At 69.4% G+C, this 17,928-nt stretch carries 15 protein-coding genes; 9 read left to right on the forward strand and 6 right to left on the reverse strand.

Annotation, left to right across the window (positions count from 1 at the left end; translation table 11 throughout):
• Positions 1-38: 38 nt before the first annotated feature.
• Positions 39-497, reverse strand: coding sequence for a 23S rRNA (pseudouridine(1915)-N(3))-methyltransferase RlmH (locus tag JE033_RS07410; protein WP_200330460.1), 459 nt, complete (start codon positions 495-497; stop codon positions 39-41).
• A 160-nt stretch (positions 498-657) separates the two neighbouring features.
• Here JE033_RS07410 and JE033_RS07415 point away from each other — a divergent pair, with 160 nt between their 5' ends.
• Positions 658-3,261 carry a metallophosphoesterase family protein gene (locus tag JE033_RS07415; protein ID WP_200330462.1) on the forward strand — a complete coding sequence of 868 codons (2,604 nt, stop codon included), beginning with the start codon at positions 658-660 and terminating at the stop codon, positions 3,259-3,261.
• A 123-nt stretch (positions 3,262-3,384) separates the two neighbouring features.
• Complete coding sequence (locus tag JE033_RS07420) at positions 3,385-4,110, forward strand: hypothetical protein (protein WP_200330464.1); 726 nt, start codon at positions 3,385-3,387, stop codon at positions 4,108-4,110.
• 12 nt (positions 4,111-4,122) lie between these two features.
• Here the strand turns inward: JE033_RS07420 and JE033_RS07425 are convergent, their stop codons facing one another.
• From JE033_RS07425 to JE033_RS07435, 3 genes are all read right to left on the reverse strand, one after another.
• A complete protein-coding gene (locus JE033_RS07425) occupies positions 4,123-5,346 on the reverse strand; it encodes a pyridoxal phosphate-dependent aminotransferase (RefSeq protein WP_176698257.1) in 1,224 nt (407 codons plus the stop codon).
• 198 nt (positions 5,347-5,544) lie between these two features.
• A complete protein-coding gene (locus tag JE033_RS07430) occupies positions 5,545-6,891 on the reverse strand; it encodes an APC family permease (RefSeq protein ID WP_200330466.1) in 1,347 nt (448 codons plus the stop codon).
• The gene (locus JE033_RS07435) at positions 6,888-7,745 is read right to left on the reverse strand and encodes a carbon-nitrogen hydrolase family protein (protein WP_200330468.1); all 858 of its coding nucleotides are present in this window, start codon (positions 7,743-7,745) and stop codon (positions 6,888-6,890) included. Before JE033_RS07435 ends, JE033_RS07430 begins: the two co-directional genes overlap by 4 nt.
• A gap of 88 nt (positions 7,746-7,833) precedes the next feature.
• Between JE033_RS07435 and JE033_RS07440 the strand changes: the two genes are divergently transcribed.
• On the forward strand, positions 7,834-8,448 hold the full coding sequence (locus JE033_RS07440; RefSeq protein WP_200330470.1) for a TetR/AcrR family transcriptional regulator: 615 nt from the start codon (positions 7,834-7,836) through the stop codon (positions 8,446-8,448).
• Positions 8,449-8,601: 153 nt separating this feature from the next.
• Here the strand turns inward: JE033_RS07440 and JE033_RS07445 are convergent, their stop codons facing one another.
• The gene (locus JE033_RS07445; RefSeq protein WP_090146197.1) at positions 8,602-10,470 is read right to left on the reverse strand and encodes an ABC transporter ATP-binding protein; all 1,869 of its coding nucleotides are present in this window, start codon (positions 10,468-10,470) and stop codon (positions 8,602-8,604) included.
• A 318-nt stretch (positions 10,471-10,788) separates the two neighbouring features.
• On the opposite strand from JE033_RS07445, the gene mvk reads away from it, so the two are divergent.
• The 6 genes from mvk to JE033_RS07475 are packed head-to-tail and all read left to right on the forward strand — an operon-like array spanning position 10,789 to position 17,393.
• A complete protein-coding gene (gene mvk / locus JE033_RS07450; RefSeq protein WP_200330472.1) occupies positions 10,789-11,871 on the forward strand; it encodes a mevalonate kinase in 1,083 nt (360 codons plus the stop codon).
• On the forward strand, positions 11,868-12,890 hold the full coding sequence (gene mvaD, locus JE033_RS07455; RefSeq protein ID WP_200330474.1) for a diphosphomevalonate decarboxylase: 1,023 nt from the start codon (positions 11,868-11,870) through the stop codon (positions 12,888-12,890). The genes mvk and mvaD overlap by 4 nt, the downstream gene beginning before the upstream one ends.
• A complete protein-coding gene (locus JE033_RS07460) occupies positions 12,887-13,981 on the forward strand; it encodes a phosphomevalonate kinase (protein WP_090146191.1) in 1,095 nt (364 codons plus the stop codon). The genes mvaD and JE033_RS07460 overlap by 4 nt, the downstream gene beginning before the upstream one ends.
• Positions 13,971-15,143 carry a type 2 isopentenyl-diphosphate Delta-isomerase gene (gene fni / locus JE033_RS07465; RefSeq protein ID WP_200330476.1) on the forward strand — a complete coding sequence of 391 codons (1,173 nt, stop codon included), beginning with the start codon at positions 13,971-13,973 and terminating at the stop codon, positions 15,141-15,143. Before JE033_RS07460 ends, fni begins: the two co-directional genes overlap by 11 nt.
• 40 nt (positions 15,144-15,183) lie before the next feature.
• Complete coding sequence (locus JE033_RS07470; protein ID WP_090146187.1) at positions 15,184-16,251, forward strand: hydroxymethylglutaryl-CoA reductase; 1,068 nt, start codon at positions 15,184-15,186, stop codon at positions 16,249-16,251.
• A complete protein-coding gene (locus tag JE033_RS07475) occupies positions 16,248-17,393 on the forward strand; it encodes a hydroxymethylglutaryl-CoA synthase (protein ID WP_200330478.1) in 1,146 nt (381 codons plus the stop codon). Before JE033_RS07470 ends, JE033_RS07475 begins: the two co-directional genes overlap by 4 nt.
• Positions 17,394-17,497: 104 nt before the next feature.
• Here JE033_RS07475 and JE033_RS07480 read toward each other — a convergent pair whose 3' ends face one another.
• Entirely contained in the window at positions 17,498-17,917 is a 420-nt protein-coding gene (locus JE033_RS07480; protein WP_090146175.1) for an organic hydroperoxide resistance protein, read from the reverse strand.
• Between the last annotated feature and the right edge of the window lie 11 nt (positions 17,918-17,928).

A 17,928-nucleotide genomic window follows, 5' to 3' on the forward strand; every position in this document is an offset into this window, starting at 1 on the left:
TCCTGGAGAGCGGAGAACTGCGGGCGATCCGGATCGCATCACACGTGATGGTACGAGCGGTTCGCCGATATCTCCTGCGAACGATACAACTGCTCGACGAGCATGAGGCGCACGAGCTGGTGCGGGAAGACGAGCTGAGACAGGCTCCACACGAAGTCGGCGCGCGACCGCACCCGGTCATCCACGCCGTACGCGCCGCCGATGATCACCGTGACCGTTTTGCCCGAATCGAACGCCCCCTGCAGGGTGCGCGCGAGCGACGGAGAGTCGACGTTGCGGCCGCGTTCGTCGAGCAGCACGACGAACGCGTCGCGATCCAGCTTGCCGAGCAGCCGGTCGGACTCCTCGGCCCGGGCCGCATCGCCCTCCCGCGACGAATGCGGCAGCAACTGCCACGCCGCGTCGAACGGCTTGCGCAGCCGCTTCTCGTACCGGCCGATGCCGTCGGACACCCAGCTCTCGTGCTTCTTGCCGACGGCGAGGATTCTGACGCTCACGCTCCACAGTCTGCCAGCACCGCGCACCTGTTCACCTGAGGGCCATGCGCCGTTCCCAGCCCGTCATTCGCAGTTCGCCCGCTGATCAATCGACGCTCGTAGCGTGATCTCGGCCCCGAATCTGGGCCAACGTCAACAGCGAAGGATCTCGAAACCTCACATGCATCATCGCTCTCCGCACCCCATCCGACGCCGGTTCATCACCGGCCTCGCCGTGGTCGCCGCGGTCGCCGGCATCGCGCCGGCGTTCGTCGCTCCCGGCCTCGCCGCGGCCGCCGTTCCAGACGCCCCGCTCATCGATACGGCGTCGACGCAGTGGACCTACTCCGACAATGACACCGACCCGGCCGCGGGCTCGGCCGACCGGCTCGCCTGGACGCAGGGCGAGTTCGACGACTCGACGTTCAAGACGGGCGTGGCTCCCTTCGGCGCGAAGAACGGGGCCCCTACCGGCCTCGGCGCATCGTTCCCGGTCACGACGCTGCTCAACCACTACGTCGGCGATTCGAAGGTGGGGGTGCGCACCTACCACTTCCGCACGAACGTCGACATCACCGCGGACGAACTCGCCGACACCGCAGAGCTGCAGGCGAGCGTCACCTATGACGACGCAGTACAGATCTTCGTGAACGGCGAGAAGGTCGCCGGCTTCGTCGATGAACGCGTCGAAGCCGCACCCGAGAACGAGCGCAACCTCATGTACGCGGGCAACTCGGGCGGCGACCCGGTGACCTCGACGTTCTCGATTCCCGCCGACACGCTCGAAGCCGGCACCAACACGATCGCAGTCGCGCTCTACCAGGACCGCGCGACGAGCTCAGACATCTACTTCGACTTCTCGTCACTCATCGCGGTCGACGAGGTGCCGCCGATTCTGCCGACCGATGTCGTGCAGACCATCGGCGCCGATGCGACCAGCCGCAACGTGACCTGGTACACGCCCCGCGACGCCGCACAGTCGCTGCAGCTGGCGACCATGCCGTCGCCCGCGGCCGCGACCGAGGCTGCGAAGTCCGGTGCCGAGTTCCCCGTCGAGCGCGCGCAGACCTTCGCCGCAGCGAGCGACGGCGCGACGAGCAGTGGCGAGTTCAACCACCGCGTCACGCTCACCGACCTCAGCGAGCGCAGCGGGTACCTCTACCGCGTCGGCTCCGATGCCTCCGGCTGGTCGGCCGCCTCCCCGATCACCACCGCCGCGTTCTCGGGCGACACCAGCTTCCTGTTCTTCGGCGACCCGCAGGTCGGCGCATCCGGCAATCTGTCCGCCGACGAGGCCGGGTGGAACGACACCATGGACGTCGCTCTGAACGCCTACCCGGAGACCGAACTGCTCTTCTCGTCGGGCGACCAGGTCAACACGGCCTCGAACGAGGCCCAGTACGAGACGTTCCTCTCCCCGAGCGCGTTGCAGGAGTACCCACTCGTTCCGGTGAACGGCAACCATGACGTCGGCTCGAAGGCCTACGAGCAGCACTTCACCGTGCCCAACCTCGACCCCGACTCGGGTGCCGCCACCAGCGCCACGTCGTCGGGCGGCAACTACTGGTTCGAGTACAAGGACGTGCTGTACGTCGTGCTCAACTCCAACAGCTCTGACACCGCCAGCCACATCGAATTCATGAACCGCGTGGTCGCCGAGCACGGCGACGATGCGAAGTGGAAGGTGCTCGCCTTCCACCACTCGATCTACTCGGTCGCATCGCACGTCTTCGACAACCAGATCAAGGATCTGCGCGCCGCGCTGCCCGAGATTATCTCCGACCTTGGATTCGATCTCGTGCTGCAGGGCCACGATCACAGCTACACGCGCAGCTTCCTGGTGAACGACGGCGAGCTGGCGAACGCCGAGGAGGTGCCCGGGCAGTCCGTGGTCACCGCGAAGGATGGCGACGTGCTCTACGTCACCGCGAACTCCGCCAGCGGCTCGAAGTACTACGACGTGAGGGATCCCGAGGCCTGGTACGCATCGGTCATCAACCAGGAGAAGGTGCGCAACTACTCCAACGTCTCGATCACCGATGCAGAGATCACCGTCACCACACTGCGGAGCGAGCAGCACGGTGAGGACGCGGTGAACAGCGTCGTCGACACGGTGACGCTGCAGCACGAGGGACGCCCCGTCTCTCCCGAGCCCGAGCCGCAGCCCGAGCCCGAGGTCGCGCTCGACGCTTCGGTCGTCGCGCAGGGCGGCACGCTCTCGGTCACGGGAGCCGGTTTCGAACCGAACGAAACGGTCCTGGCCGAGGTGCGCTCCGAACCGGTGTCGCTGGGCTCCTTCAGCACTGACGCCGCGGGCGAACTCTCACTGACGTGGCAGATTCCCGCGGAGTTCGAGGTCGGCGCGCACGAGCTCGTCATCATCCGCGCCGACGGCACGGAGCTCTCCACACCGTTCGAGGTCACGGCCGCGGCGGCAGCGGATGCGGCAAGCGATGCAGGTGCGGGTGCGGGCGCTGGCGCTGGCGCTGGCGCTGACGGCGTTGCGGACGCCTCGGGCGCCGCTGCCGGCACTGCGAGCGCGTCTGCCACTGGCGCGGCCAACGGCACGGCAGCAGGCGCAGGATCGGGCACGAGCACCGGTGCGGTAGCCATCGCAGACGGCGCAGCAGATTCCGCAGGCACCGCGAACGGCGGCCTCGCGGCGACCGGCGCGAACGATGCAACAGCAGCGCTCGCGCTCGCCGGCGGTCTGCTCGCTCTGGGCGGCTTCATCCTCGCCCGTGTACTGCTCGCCCGCCGACGCGCGCAAGCAGTTCAGCAGTAATGCGTGAGCGGGGGCCGGGTGGCGTTCTGCGCCCCCGGCCCCCGCTTCAGCGTTTCCGCGCCCACCGCACCCCCGCCGCACCCCATCCCACCCCACCGCTCATCGGCCCGAGGAAGATGACCCATGTTCGAGCAGCAACTCCGGCACCGACTCCTGCGTCAGCGATTGCGCACGAACACCTGCGCGGTAGCACTTTCGGTCGCACTCGGTCTCGGCCTGGCGGGGTGCAGCGTCTCATCAGCCGGGACGCCGGTCGGGTCGGAGACGACAAGCGGATCCGCCAGCGAACCCAGTGGTCCGAGCGAACCGACCCCTGCTCCTCTCGCACCTGGGGCCACCCTCGATGCGACCTCGCTCGGCGCCCTCCCCGATTGGGTCGCCGATTGGCAGGTCACCGTGATCACCACGGGTGATGCGCCATCGGTCGTCGTGACCGACGCCATGCAGCGATTCGCTTCGGAACACCGTTTCGGTGCGGAGGTGATCGTCACCGATGATCCGCGCACGGCGCTCGCCCAAGTGCTCGATGGCGCTGCCGACTCGCAGTCGCCCGACCTCATCATCGGAGTCGGGCCGGCTACCGCAGGCGCCTTCGACCTCCTGAGCGCCGCGTCGCTGGATCAGCAGTTCCTCATGCTCGGCACGCAACTCGCCGAACCCACCGACAACGTCACCGCCGCGGTCTGGCCTGGCGCCGAGGATCGCGCCGTCTTCGCCGACCGGCCGCCCGCGTTCTCGGCGCGTGCGGCGGAAGCCGATGCCGCGATCCGCGCAGGTATCACCGCAGCTGCAACCGGCTGGAGCGGGTACGTGTTCGCAGTCTCTCCCGATCCTGCACTCACGCACTGAGGCCGCGGCAGCCTACGCCCGCCGCGTCTCGAGATACTCGCCGATGCGCCCGATCGCCTCGGTGAGCACCGGAATCGCCGGCAGGGTCACGAAGCGCAGGTGATCCGGCGTGGGCAGATTGAACCCTCGGCCGTTCGTCACCAGCACATGGGTCGCCCGCAGCACGTCGATGACGAACCGCTGATCGTCGACGATCGGATACACCTCGGGGTCGAGCCGCGGGAAGAGATACATCGCCCCTCCGGGCAGCTCGCAGCTCACACCGGGAATCTCGGTGAGCAGTCGGTGCGCGGTGTCGCGCTGATCGCGGAGACGCCCTCCCGGAGCGCAGAGCTCGGCGATGCCCGACCAGTTCGAGGCGGGCGAGAGCGCCACGGGGATCGCGTGCTGCGCGGGGACGTTCGCGCACATGCGCATGTTCGCGAGCAGCTGCAGGCCTTCGAGGAAGTCTCGGGCGCGATCGCGGTCGCCGGAGATCGCGAGCCAGCCCGCCCGGTAGCCCGCCACGCGCTGCGCCTTCGAGAGGCCGCTGAAGGTGAGGCAGAGCGTGTCGCGCACGTGCAGCGCGGCGTGCTCGTGCTCCACCCCGTCGTACAGGATGCGCTCGTAGATCTCGTCGGCCATCAGCACGATGCCGTGCCGCTCGGCGAGCGCTGCGAACCCGCGCACCAGCTCGGCCGAGTACACCGCGCCCGTCGGATTGTTCGGGTTGATGAGCACGATGCCCTTCGTCGCGGGCGTCACGAGGCGCTCGATCGCTGCGAGATCGGGCATCCACCCGTTCGACTCGTCGCAGGGGTAGTGCACCGCGAGGCCGCCCGACAGGGTGACCTGCGCCGTCCACAACGGATAGTCGGGCGACGGGACCAGGATCTCGTCGCCCTCATCGACGAGCGCCTGCACGACCAGCGAGATCATCTCGCTCACCCCGTTGCCGATGAACACGTCGTCGGGGGTGATGCCCGGGACGCCCTCCTCCGAGTAGTACCGCGCGACGGCCTCGCGCGCCGGCAGGATGCCCCGCGAATCGCTGTATCCCTGCGCCTCCGAGAGGGCCTCCTGCAGACGTTCGACGATCTCGGGCGGCGCCTCGAACCCGAACGGCGCCGGGTTGCCGATGTTGAGCTTCAGGATCCGATGCCCCTCCCGTTCGAGGCGCTCGGCCTCCTGGAGGATCGGTCCGCGCACGTCGTAGCGCACCCCTGCGAGCTTCCGTGACTGGGTGATGTTCCGCACGGTCACGATCCTACGGTGCCGGCCGCAGGGTGCGCCTGCGCCCACCCAAAACTGCGAGCGGGGAAAGGGAGACTGCGAGCGGGGAACGGAAGACTGCGAGCGGGGTCACTCTTCGTGGGTGTTGCGGGTTCGACACGCACGAAGAGTGACCTCGCTCGCAGGGGGGGGGGAGGAGGCGGCGAACGGCTGGCGGGCCGCTCAGCGCTCCGAGAGCACCGGGACGGGGCGCCGGAAGCCGCGCGTCGCGACGGCGAGCATGACGACGCCGAGCAGCAGCCATGCGCCGCCGATCGCGTACGCCTCCGGGTGCAGCTTCGAGAACAGATACAGATCGACCGCGAAGCCGGCGACCGGGATCGCGCTCAGCAGCACCGTGACCGCGATCGGCCGGGCGGGCGCGGCATTCCGCCAGATCCAGACGAGGAACGCGATGTTCACGAGCGCGAATGCCAGGAAGGCCCCGAAGTTGATGTACGCCGTCGCCTTGCCGATGTCGAGGAGCATGCCCAGCATGCCGATCGCCCCGATGAGGAGGATGTTGATCCACGGCACGCGGAACGCGGAGCTGAGCCGCCCGAACACCGCGCGGGGAAGCACGCCGTCGCGTCCCATCACGAAGAGCAGGCGGCTCGATGTGGCCTGGATGGCGAGGCCCGATCCGAATCCTGCGATCACGCTCACGAGATTGTTGACGTTCGTGAACGCGGCGCCGCCGGCGAAGATCGACAGGGTGTATCCCGCGGTATCGGCGTTCTCGAACACGCCGCCCGGGTGCACGAGCTGCATGAGGAACGACACCCCGACGAAGATGCACCCGCCGATGAGCACGGCCAGCACGATTCCCCGAGGGATGTCTCGCCGCGGGTGCTTCGTCTCCTCGCTCAGGGTGCTGATCGCATCGAAGCCGAGGAACGAGTACGCGGCGACGGCGGCCGCCGAGCTGACTGCGACGATGTTCGTCTGATCGTTCCACATCGCGGTCGACGGAGCCCCGCCGGCCTCTCGGCCGAGGAAGAGGAGCAGCACGATGACGAGGGCGGCGACGGACGCCATCGCGGTGATCGTGAGGACGATGTTCACGCGATCGGCGAGCGCGATGCCCAGCAGGTTGATCACCGTCGTCGCGCCCACGTTGACGAGCAACCACACCCAGAGCGGAATCCCCGGGAACTGCGCGTGCAGATAGGTCGACTGGATCAGCCAGGCCACCATCGGCAGGAACAGGTAGTCGAGCAGGATCACCCACCCCGCGAAGAACCCCACGACGCGGCCGAGCGTCTTGCCGACGTAGGTGTAGGCGGAGCCGGCAGTGGGGTAGGCCCGCGCGAGCACCGCGTAGGCGATCGCGGTGAGGAGCATCGCCGCAGTGGCCACGAGGTACGCCGTGGGTGCGGCGCCCCGACTCGTCTCGGAGACGACGCCGAAGGTCGAGGTGACGATGCTCGGGGACATGTAGGCGAGCCCGAAGAACACGACGCCGAGCAGGCCGAGCCGCGGGAGAAGCTTCGCGGGTTGCGCCGTCTGCAGCGCGGTGTCGGCGCTCATGCGTTCGTCTCCGCTCGCCGGGGCGTCCAATTCGTCGGCGTGATGCGCCCTCCGTACAGCGGGAGGTCGATCGGAGCATCGCTCGCCCGGAACTGCGACCAGGGCCGGGAGACTCCTGCGGTGCCGAATGCTCGCACCGCCTCCACCTGCCCGAAATCGATCACGGCGGTGAGGATCTCCTGTTCGGCGGTCGCGGAGCTCATGCGGGTCGCGCCCTCGGGATCCACCACGAGCGACCGGCCCCGCCCCGTCGGCGCGGCCGCGTTCACGGAGGCGATCCACACCTGGTTCATGATCGCGTTCCCGCGGACGATCGCGAGCTCTTGATCGCGGTCGCTCGTGTTGGTCTGGACCAGATTCAGGATGAGGTCAGCCCCGTCCCACCCCAGGTGGCGTGCGTGCTCCGGGAACCAGATGTCGTAGCAGATGGAGAGGCCGATGCGGCCGTAGCCCGGCATGTCGAAGACGGTGAACTCCCCGCCGGGAGCGCAGGCCTCTGCCGGGCGCCACGGGAAGATCTTCCGGTACGTCGCGTGCACGTCGCCGTCGGCACCGAACACCACTGCCGCGTTGTGCACGCGGCCGTCTTCGGCGCGCTCGTAGAAGGAACCGGGAACGAGCCAGATCCCGAGTTCGGCGGCGAGGGCGGCGAGCCGAACGAACCGCTCATCGCTGAGTGGCCGGGCGAGGCGCTCGACGTCGGGTGAACCGTCCGGGGTGTCGAGGTGCAATTCGGGGTAGACCCAGAGTGTCATCTCGGGGTGGGCGGCGGTGCTCCTTCTGAGATGCTCCTCGAAATCGGACAGTGTGGTGGCGTGGTGCTGCACCAGCGCAACACCGAGTGATCGGCTCATAGCCTTCCTTCCATTAATTACTGAAACTTTAAATAACTAATGCGCGCGTGTCAACGCTCTCGGCCTGCGCGTCTGGAAGAATGAACCCATGGCCCGCCCGCGCAATCAAGAAGCACGCAAGCGGGAGCTCGTATCGGTCACATCCCGTCTCCTCATCGAACGGGGCCAGGCAGGCGCTCGCCTCGTCGACATCGCCGAGGCGGCATCGCTCACCCCCGCTGCCGTCAGCTACTACTACCCGGATCTCGCCGACCTCTACGCCGACACCTATGAGACGGCGACCGAGCAGTACCTCACGCGGCGCCGCCAGCAGGTCTCCGAGATCGCACCAGCGGTAGAGCGCCTCGTCGAGTGCATCGCGTTGGGCGTTCCGCACGCGGGCACGAGCTCACGCGCGGCCACCGTACTGCTGATGGAGCTCTCCGCGCTCGCCATCAGGCGGGAGCGGATCGTCGCCTCCGGGCTGGAATTCGAGGCCGAGCAGCTGCGACTCTTCGGCGAGATCCTCGACCAGGGCGTCGCGGAGGGGACGATGCGATTGCCCTACGGAGCCCTGGAGACGGCCCGCGCGATTCTCGCGGTCGAAGACGGGATCGCGATCCCCGTCGTGGCCGGCCGCCTTCCGTCGGATGAGGCCCTGCGGGTCACCCTGTCGGTGGCGACCTCGCTGACGGGGGCGGATCTGCTCGCCGCCCGCGGCTAGTCACGGCCGTCCGCCGCGCCGCCCTCACCCCCTCTGCGAGCGACCCAAAACTGCGAGCGGGGTCACTCTTCGTGGGTGTTGCGGTGCCGACACGCACGAAGAGTGACCCCGCTCGCAGATTGGGGGTGGGGTGGGGCAACCGCGAGCGCGGCGCTACTGCTGCTGGTCGTAGAGCTCGGCGTAGGCGCCGCCGAGGGCGAGCAGCTGCTGATGCGTGCCGTGCTCCAGGATGCGCCCGCCGCCGACGACGTAGATGCGGTCGGCGTCGACGATCGTCGAGAGGCGATGCGCGATCGCGATGGTCGTTCGGCCGCTTCGCGCATCCTCGAGGGCGTGCTGCACGATGCGCTCGTTCACGGTGTCGAGCGCGCTCGTCGCTTCGTCGAGCACCAGCACGCGCGGGTTCTTGAGCAGCACGCGGGCGATCGCGATGCGCTGCTTCTCGCCACCCGAGAGTCGGTAGCCGCGCTCGCCCACGATGGTGTCGTATCCGTCTGCGAAGCTCTCGATCGTGTCGTGGATGTTCGCGAGCCGGGCGGCGGCCTGCACCTCGTGCAGTGACGCGTCGGGCTTCGCGTACTGCAGGTTGGCCAGCACCGACGCGTGGAAGAGGTAGGGCTCCTGCGTCACCACGCCGATGCGATCCATCAGCCCTTCCTGGCGCAGTTCGCGCACATCGTCGTCGCCGTAGCGCACGCTGCCCGCTGTCGCGTCGTACAGGCGGGGGACGAGCGACCCGATCGTCGTCTTGCCCGATCCGGATGCGCCGACGAAGGCCACGAACTCCCCCGGTTCCACGTGAAACGACACGGAGTCGAGCGTGGGCCGATCGTCGGGCCCCGCGTCGGGGTAGCGGAAGGAGACGGAGTCGAACTCGATGCGGCCCGCGCGGCCGGGCTCATCCGACGGCTCGCGGGCATCGGCGGCGTCGACGATGGCCGGCTTCAGGTCGAGGTACTCGAAGATGCGGGCGAACAGCGCCTGCGAGGTCTGCAGGTCGAGCGTGATGCGCATGAGCGCGATGAGCGGGAAGAGCAGCCGCGACTGCACCGTGGTGAACGCGACGATGGTGCCGGCGGTGATGCCCGGGTCGAACCCCTCCCCCTGGCCGCGTGCGATGAGCCACCCCGAGACCAGGTACACGATCGCCGGCACCGCGGAGAGAAAGACCTGCACGAGCGCGAAGAACAGCTGCCCGCTCATCGTCTGCCGCACCTGCAGGTCGATCTGGTTGCGGTTCTCGGCGGCGTACCGCTCGGTCTCGGCGCTCTGCCGCGAGTAGGTCTTCGCGAGCAGCACCCCGGAGATCGAGAGCGCCTCCTGCGTGATCGCGCTCATCTCCGACAGCGATTCCTGCGTGTGACCCGCGATCTTGGCGCGGATCTGGCCGACGCGGCGCTGCGCGATCACGAGGATCGGCATGACGACGACTGCGATCAGCGTCAGCTGCCAGCTCAGCAGCAGCATGGCCACCGCTGCGGCGACGACCGTGACGGTGTTGCCGATGATGTTCGACACGGTGTTCGTGAGCACGTTGGCGACGCCGCCCACGTCGTTCTGCAGGCGCGACTGGATCACACCGGTCTTCGTGCGGGTGAAGAAGCCGAGCTCCATCGATTGCAGGTGGGAGAAGAGTTTCACTCTGAGGTCGCCCATCACCCGGTTGCCGACGCGCGCCGTGAAGAGCGTCTGCACGATCCCGAGCCCGGAGGAGACGATGAAGACGGCGATCATCGCCCCGACGAGCCAGGCGAGCACTGCGAGATGCGGGCCGCCCCCGTCGAGCGGGAAGAGGCCGTCGTCGAACACTCGCTGCGTGAGCAGGGGCGGGAGGATGGCGAGCGCCGCAGACACCAGCACCAGCGCGATGATGACGACGAGCTGCATGCGGTACGGCCGGAACAGCGCGGCGATGCGCCGCCCGAGCCCCTCGACGGCGGGAGCGTCGCGGTTCAGCTTGCGCTGCAGCTCGGCGTCTCCCGCCGAGATGCGGGATCCCCTCCCGACCGGCCCGCCACCCATGCTCATGCTTCGGAGAATAGCGCGCCGCGATGCACTCCGGAGGCCGTGTTCGCCGGAGGCTGGTGCGCGACACTCACCGAATCGGCGCGCTGCGCAACCCCGCCGCGTCCGCCGACAGCGGATTTTCGGCGCGAACTCGGGCCTCATCTGGTGTTCCCGTACGTCAGCGCACGCTCGGGCGAGTGCCCCCGGGTCGCATCTTCAGGCGGTTGCGAATACCCTAAGAGATCTGACGTGCAGGGGGACGGAGGTGTCCGGCCCTCTTCACGCGTGCCCGAGCGCGGATTTCGCCCCGGGAGTCGACCGAAACGGATCCGAATGTCCCAGACCCCCCGCGTGGAACCGCACGCTGCTCAGGCATCCCCGGTTCCGGCAGCGGGCGAGCGCCGCGGGGTCGGCGCCGCGCATGCGAAAGCGATTCTCTTCGGCGAGCACGCCGTCGTCTACGGCGCCCCGGCCATCGCCATCCCCGTCGACAGCCTGACGGCGGAGGCGACGATCGACGTGGGCGGCGCTGCGGGGCTCCGGATCGCCAGCTCCCTCTACACGGGACCGGTCGCGGGTGCGCCAGCGCGACTCACCCCGGTCGTCACGGTGATCCGCGCCGCCCTCGAGCGGGCCGGACTCCCGGAACTCGCGCGGTGCGAAGCGAACAGCAGCACCGCCGCGAACAGCAGCACCGCCGCGAACAGCAGCGCAGCCGGCGCGGTCGCGGAGGGGCCCGGCGCGACCGTGACCATCGCGAGCTCCATTCCGCACGAGCGAGGCCTCGGCTCGAGCGCCGCGGTCGCGGCCGCCATCGCGCGCGCCGCGTTCGACCTCGCGGGCGCCGAGCTCGACAGCGAGACGCTCTTCGACCTCATTCAGACGGCGGAGCGCGTCGCCCACGGCACGCCGAGCGGCATCGACGCCCGCACCGTGGCGGCGACCGGAGCCATCCGGTTCAACCGCGGCTCGGTGGCTCCGATCCGGATCGGCGAGCCGCTGATCCTCGCGTTCGCAGACACCGGCCACCCCGGCTCCACCGCTCAGGCGGTGGCATCCGTGCAGGCGCTGCGCGCACGCGAGCCGGCGTCGACCGACGCCCTGCTCTCGCGACTCGCCGAGATCGCGGAGCACTCGATCGACGATCTCGCTACGGGTGATCGCGGTGCGGTCGGCGCCGCGATGAGCGAAGCCCACGCGATCCTGCATCGCGTCGGCGTCAGCTCGGATCGCCTCGACGCGATCGTCGCCGCCGCGTGCGACGCCGGCGCGACCGGGGCGAAACTCACCGGAGGCGGGCTCGGCGGCTGCATCATCGCGGTCGCCGACTCCGAAGCACACGCCGAGCAGATCGGCGTCGCCATGCGCGGCGCCGGCGCCGAACGCACCTGGACCGTGGAGGTTCCCGCCGCATGACGACCGCAACCGCCCGCGCGTATCCGAACATCGCCCTCGTGAAGTACTGGGGCAAGCAGGACGAGGATCTGATTCTGCCCGTCGCCGGCAGCCTGTCGTTGACGCTCGACGCCTTCCCCACGACGACGACCGTCGCGCTCGACGCAGCGACCGGCACCGACACCGGCACCGACACCGGCATCGACACGTTCAGCCTGAATGGCGCGGTCGCGACCGCCGACGCGACAGGGCGGGTCACCCGGTTCCTCGACCGGGTGCGCGAGCTCGCCGGATCCGAGACCCGTGCGACCGTCACGTCCACGAACGAGGCACCGACGGGGGCGGGGCTCGCGTCTTCGGCCTCGGGGTTCGCCGCCCTCGCGACCGCCGCAGCCGCCGCGTACGGCCTCGATCTCGATCGCCGCGACCTCAGCCGCCTCGCACGCCGCGGATCCGGGTCCGCATCGCGCAGCCTCGTCGACGGCCTCGCCGTCTGGCACGCCGGCGACGACGCGCATTCGTACGCCGAAGCCGTTGCAGGACCGGATATGCGGATGGTGATCGTCACGGTCGATACCGCTCAGAAGGCCGTCTCGAGCCGAGCGGCGATGCGGCGGACCGCGCTCACCTCGCCGTTCTTCCCCGCGTGGATCTCATCGACCGAGGAGTCGCTCGCGGCGATGCTCGAGGCCTGCGCCGCCGACGATTTCACCCGGGTGGGACGCATCACCGAGTCGCACGCTCTGCGCATGCACGCGGTGATCCAGTCGTGCGACCCGCCGATCCGCTACCTCGCTCCCACGAGCGTCGCCGTCTTCGACGCGGTCGCGGCATTGCGCGAGCAGGGTCTCGAGGCGTACTCGACTGCGGACGCCGGCCCGAACGTCGCCGTCATCGTGCGGCCGGAGCAGGCGGAGGACCTGCGCGACGCCCTTGCGGGCTTCGGGTCGGTGCGGCTCGTCGGCGCGGGCGACGGCGCGCGCCTGATCGATGCGGGAGCGACTGCGGCGGCGGAAGCCAGACCCGGAGCCGGCGCATGATCGAGCAGCGCGCGCCCGGCAAGCTCTACATCGCAGGCGAGTACGCCGTCGTCGATCCGGGGCAGCCCGCCGTGATCGTCGCGGTCGACCGCTACATCACGGTGCAGCTCACCGAGGGATCGCAGGTGGGCCGCGTGCGTTCGAGCGCCTATGGCCGCTCCCCGCTCGTATGGGTGCGCGACGACGCGAACGACCGCATCGTGCTCGAGCACCAGCCCTACGACTACGTCTTCGCAGCGATCACCGCCGTCGAACAGCTGCGCTCGGAGCTCAGCCTCCCGCCCCGCTATTACGATCTCGACATCAGCAGCGAACTCGACGATGTCAGCGGCCGCAAGTTCGGGCTCGGCTCGTCGGCCGCGGTGACCGTCGCCGTCGTCGCCGCGCTCGACGAGTTCTACAGTCTGGGCCTCAGCCGGGTCGACCGCTTCAAGCTCGCCCTGCTGGCGACCATCGAGGTCGCGCCAACGGCTTCGGGCGGCGACCTCGCGGCGAGCACCTTCGGCGGCTGGATCCGCTACGCCTCCCCCGACCGGGGCGCACTGCGCACGCACCGCGCCGCGCACGGCGTCTCCGCCGCGCTGGCGGCATCGCAGCAGTGGGCCGGAAGCGGCGTGACGCGGCTCGACCACCCCGACGCGGTGCAGCTGCTCGTGGGCTGGACCGGATCTCCGGCCTCGACTGAACGGCTCGTCGAGCAGGTGCGCACCTCGGACAGCCGCACACCGGTCCAACCGTACGCGACGTTCATCGAAGACAGCAGCGCTCTCGTCGACGCCCTCGTCGACGCATTCGGACGGGGCGGGGCGGGAGCCCCCGAGGTCATCGGACGGGCTCGCCGAGTGCTGCAGCGGTTGAGCGCGTCATCGGGCATCACCATCGAGACGCCGCAACTGCAAGCGCTCTGCGACATCGCCGAGCGCCACGGGGCTGCGGGCAAGCCGTCGGGAGCCGGCGGAGGCGACTGCGGTATCGTGCTTGCGGACGCGGATCTCGCGACCGACCCCATCTTGCGCGAGTGGGAGGCCAACGACATCCGTCGCCTCAGCCTCGCTCCGCACCCCGCGTCAGGAGGCGTCGATGCATTCTGATCTCGAGTCGGACCAGGTGTCCGCAGCTCTTCCGCCCGCTCTCGAGACCGACGGCTCCCGCGCGGCCCGCAAAGACGAGCACGTCGACCTCGCGCTCGGACAGCAGGGCGACGGCGCCGCGCACAACGAATTCGACGACCTCGACTTCGTGCATCAGGCGCTCGACGGCGTCGACGCCGAGCGCGTCGATCTCGGTGTGGGCATCGCCTTCGGCGCCGGCCCTCAGCACGCCGCCGGCGAATGGCACTGGGAGACGCCGTTCTACGTCAACGGGATGACGGGCGGAACCGATCGCACCACGCGCATCAACCGCGAGCTCGCGATCGCAGCGCGTGAGACAGGTCTGCCGATGGCCAGCGGTTCCGTATCGGTCGCGCTCGACGATCCAGACGCTGCACGGGGTTTCGCCGTGATCCGCGCCGAGAACCCCGACGGCTTCGTCATGGCGAATCTCGGCGTCGGCCGGCCCGCCTCCGACGCTCCGCGTGCCGTCGAGCTGCTCGGCGCGAACGCGCTGCAGATCCACGTCAACGCGGTGCAGGAGACGGCGATGCCGGAGGGCTCGCGCGACTTCTCGTCGTGGATCTCGTCGGTCGAGCAGCTCGCAGCCGCCTCGCCGGTGCCCGTCGTCGTGAAAGAGGTCGGCTTCGGCCTCAGCCGCAGCGCGCTGCGGCACCTCTCCGATATCGGCGTCGGCATCGCCGATGTCGGCGGCCGGGGCGGCACCGACTTCCTGCGGATCGAGAACGCGCGTCGTTCGGCCGGCGAGTACGCGATGCTCGCCGGCTTCGGTCAGTCGGCGCTCGCGAGCCTGCTCGACGCCCCGCGGAACGCGCCGACGCTGCTCGCATCGGGAGGCGTTCGCACGCCGTTCGACGTGGTGAAGGCGCTCGCCGCCGGCGCCCAGGCCGTCGGCGTCGCCGGCGCCTTCCTCGCCGCCATCGGCAGCGACGGCGCATCTGGCGGCGCCGAGCGCCTCATCGCGCTCGTCGACGACTGGAAGCTGCGCACCCGGGCCGTGTACGCGCTGCTCGGCGCGGTCACACGCGACGATCTGCTCGCCACCGATGTCATCCTGCGCGGCAGGCTCAGGGAATTCTGCGCCGACCGCGGCGTTAACCTCAGTGCGCTCGCGCTCCGCTCGGAGGCGCGACGCCCGTGAACTTCACCCAGCACCCACGCACTCACTCACGAAGGAAGCCATGAGCGTTCCCGAACAGGCCCACCGCGAGACCGTCACGGAGATCCCGACCAGCTGGGTCGGCCCGATCAGGATCACCGGATCCTCGGTTTCCGGCGAGATCTCGGTGCCCCTCGCCACCTACGAGACACCGCTCTGGCCGTCCGTCGGACGCGGTGCTCGCGTCTCCCGCGCCGTCGAAGGCGGCATCCGCACCGTCGTCACCGGTGAGCGGATGACCCGGTCCGTGCTCTTCACGGCGCGTGGCGCTGTCGGTGCGCAGATCGCCGCGCAGACCATCGAGGCCCGCCTCGGCGAGTTGCAGGAGGTCGTCACCGCTGGCAGCCGTCACGCGAAGCTGCTCGAGGCGCACCCCGAGATCGTCGGCAACCTGCTGTTCGTCCGCTTCGCGTTCACCACGGGTGACGCGTCGGGTCACAACATGGTGACGAACGCGGCCGATGCGCTCATGGAGCGGATCCTGTCGTGGGGGCTCGAGATCGAATACGGTTCCATCTCGGGCAACTACTGCTCCGACAAGAAGGCGACGGCGGTGAACGGGATTCTGGGCCGCGGGCGCAGCGTGGTCGCCGAGATCCTGATCCCGCACGAGCTCGTCGCCAGCGGACTGCGCACCGACGCCCAGCGCGTCACCGACATGGTCGTGCGCAAGAACCTGGTGGGCAGCACCATCGCCGGCGCGATCCGCTCGGCGAACGCCCACTACGCCAACATGCTGCTCGGCTTCTACCTGGCGACGGGGCAGGACGCGGCGAACATCGTCGAGGGATCGCAGGGGATCACCTACGCGGAGAACCGGGAAGAGGGGCTGTACTTCTCGTGCACCGTGCCCCACCTCATCGTGGGAACGGTCGGCAACGGCAAGCACCTGCCCCACATCGAGGAGGCGCTGACCCGCATCGGCTGCCGGGAGGATCGGGAGCCGGGCGAGAACGCCCGCCGTCTCGCCGAGCTCATGGCCGCCACCGTGCTCTGCGGCGAGCTCTCGCTCATCGCAGCGCAGACGAACCCGGGCGAACTCATGGCTGCGCACCTGCGCATCGAGCGGAAGGAGACGCCGAACGCATGACCTCCATCGGCATTCACGACATCGAACTGGCGACCACGCACCACCTGCTCGACCTGGGCACGCTTGCCGAGACGACCGGCGTCGACCCTGCCAAGTACCGGCTCGGCCTCGGGCAAGACGAGTTCAGCGTTCCCGCGGCTGACGAGGACATCGTCACCATGGGCGCCACCGCCGCGCTCGCGCTGCTCGACCGGAACGGACTCGACGGGGTGCGCACCCTGCTGTTCGCGACCGAGTCCGGTCTCGACCATTCGAAGGCTGCCGGCGTCTTCGTGCACAAGCTGCTCGGACTGCCGCCCCAGGTGCGCGTCGCCGAGATCAAGCAGGCCTGCTACGGCGGCACCGCCGCGATCCAGGCCGCCGTCGGTATCGTGCAGCGCAACCCGAACGAGCGCGTGCTCGTGATCGCGAGCGACATCGCGCGCTACGCGCTGGACTCCCCCGGTGAGCCCACGCAGGGCGCGGGCGCCGCAGCGATCCTCATCGGCGTCGATCCGGCCCTCGTCGAGATCGAGCCCGCCTCAGGGCTCTTCTCCGCCGACGTCGACGACTTCTGGCGGCCGAACGACTCGTCGACGGCGATCGTCGACGGCGCTCTGTCGATCTCGGCGTACCTCGACGCCATGACGGGCGCCTGGGACGATCTCGCCGCGCACGGCGGCCCCGCCATCACCGACATCGACCGCCTCGTCTACCACCAGCCGTACACGAAGATGGCGCGCAAGGCGCAGGCTCGCCTGGGCGAGCACACGGGCGTTGACCTCGGCGATGACGGCCTCGTGCCGGGCGCGATCTACAACCGCCGCCTCGGCAACGCGTACACCGCCTCACTGTACGCCGGCGTCGCCTCGGTGCTCGACCACGAGCGAGACCTCGTCGGCAAGCGCCTCGGCATGTTCAGCTACGGCTCCGGCAGCGTGAGCGAATTCTTGACGGGTGTGGTGCAGCCGGCGGCAGCATCGCGCAGCGACCACTTCACCTCCGTGCTCGACGCGCGCGTTCCGCTCAGCGTGCCCGAATACCGCGAGCTGCACGCGCGCGAGCTGCCGAGCAACGTCGACGTCGAGACCCCGCGCGTCACCGAGGCTCCGTTCCGCTTCGCCGGTCTGCGCGGCAGCGCCCGCCGCTACGAGCGCCGCTAGGCGCCCCCTCGCCGAGCCCCTGCCGGCGCACAGAACCCCTGCCGAGATCACGTATTCTCGGCAGGGGTTCGGCGTTTCGGCGGGCGTTCGGCGCCCGCCGAGGCTCAGTCGTCGGAGGCGGTGACCTTCACTTCGATGTTGCCGCGCGTCGCCTTCGAGTACGGGCACACCTGGTGCGCGGCGTCGGCGAGTTCTTGAGCCTGCGCGTGCTCGAGATGCGGGAGCACGACCTCGAGCTCGACTGAGAGCTCGAAGCCCCCGTCGACGTTGCTCAGGTGCACGCGGGAACCGACACTGGAATCCGCGATGTCGACCTTCTTCTCGCGCGCAACCGCCTGCAGGGCGCCGTGGAAGCATGCGGCGTAGCCTGCGGCGAACAGCACCTCGGGGTTCGGGGCGCCGCCGGGGCCGCCCATCTCCTTCGGAGCGCGCAGATCGGTGTCGACGAGCCCGTCGACGGTCTTGACGTGGCCATTGCGCCCGTCTCCGGTCGCGAGTGCCTCAGCGGTGTACATGATGCTCATCGGTTCCCCTT

Source organism: Leucobacter sp. L43 (assembly GCF_016597785.1).
In the GTDB taxonomy this organism is placed as follows: Bacteria; Actinomycetota; Actinomycetes; order Actinomycetales; family Microbacteriaceae; genus Leucobacter; species Leucobacter alluvii.